The 687-nt window shown below is 42.5% G+C and carries 2 rRNA genes; both read left to right on the forward strand.

What is annotated here, in order from left to right:
• Positions 1–178 (forward strand): 16S ribosomal RNA (locus tag L4C54_RS24125); the annotation flags it as partial.
• Positions 179–540: 362 nt separating this feature from the next.
• Positions 541–687: ribosomal RNA gene (locus L4C54_RS24130) — 23S ribosomal RNA — on the forward strand; the annotation flags it as partial.

A 687-nucleotide genomic window follows, 5' to 3' on the forward strand; every position in this document is an offset into this window, starting at 1 on the left:
TACGGTGAATACGTTCCCGGGCCTTGTACACACCGCCCGTCACACCATGGGAGTGGGCTGCAAAAGAAGTGGGTAGTTTAACCTTTCGGGGAGGACGCTCACCACTTTGTGGTTCATGACTGGGGTGAAGTCGTAACAAGGTAGCCCTAGGGGAACCTGGGGCTGGATCACCTCCTTATACGATGATTTTCACGATGAGTACCCACACAGATTGATGGTTTAAATAAGTTAAAATAGAGCTTTAATGAATGACTTCGGTTATTGATTAAAGCTTTTGCTTTATGCTCTTTAACAATTTGGAAAGCTGACGAACAACGACTTTGATCGGTTGTTGTTCAAATAAAAGTTCTCAAATCCTAGATGATTTATCATTTAGGTACCAACACACATTCAAGTGTTCTTGGAAACATCATAACTTCGGTTGTGATTGTTTAATATTTGAGTCCGGCAAAATCGAAATGTTGTCTCGCTCATTCAAATAATGAGACAACGAGTTTACACCTTGGTTAGTTGCCATACAGAAACCTTTTGGGGTTGTATGGTTAAGTGACTAAGCGTACACGGTGGATGCCTTGGCAGTCAGAGGCGATGAAAGACGTAATAACTTGCGATAAGCCCAGATTAGGTAGTAATAACCTTTTGAGTCTGGGATTTCTGAATGGGGAAACCCACGTGCATAAGCACGTA

The sequence above is a fragment of the Vibrio lamellibrachiae genome, from assembly GCF_050337265.1.
GTDB classification, from domain to species: Bacteria; Pseudomonadota; Gammaproteobacteria; order Enterobacterales; family Vibrionaceae; genus Vibrio; species Vibrio kyushuensis.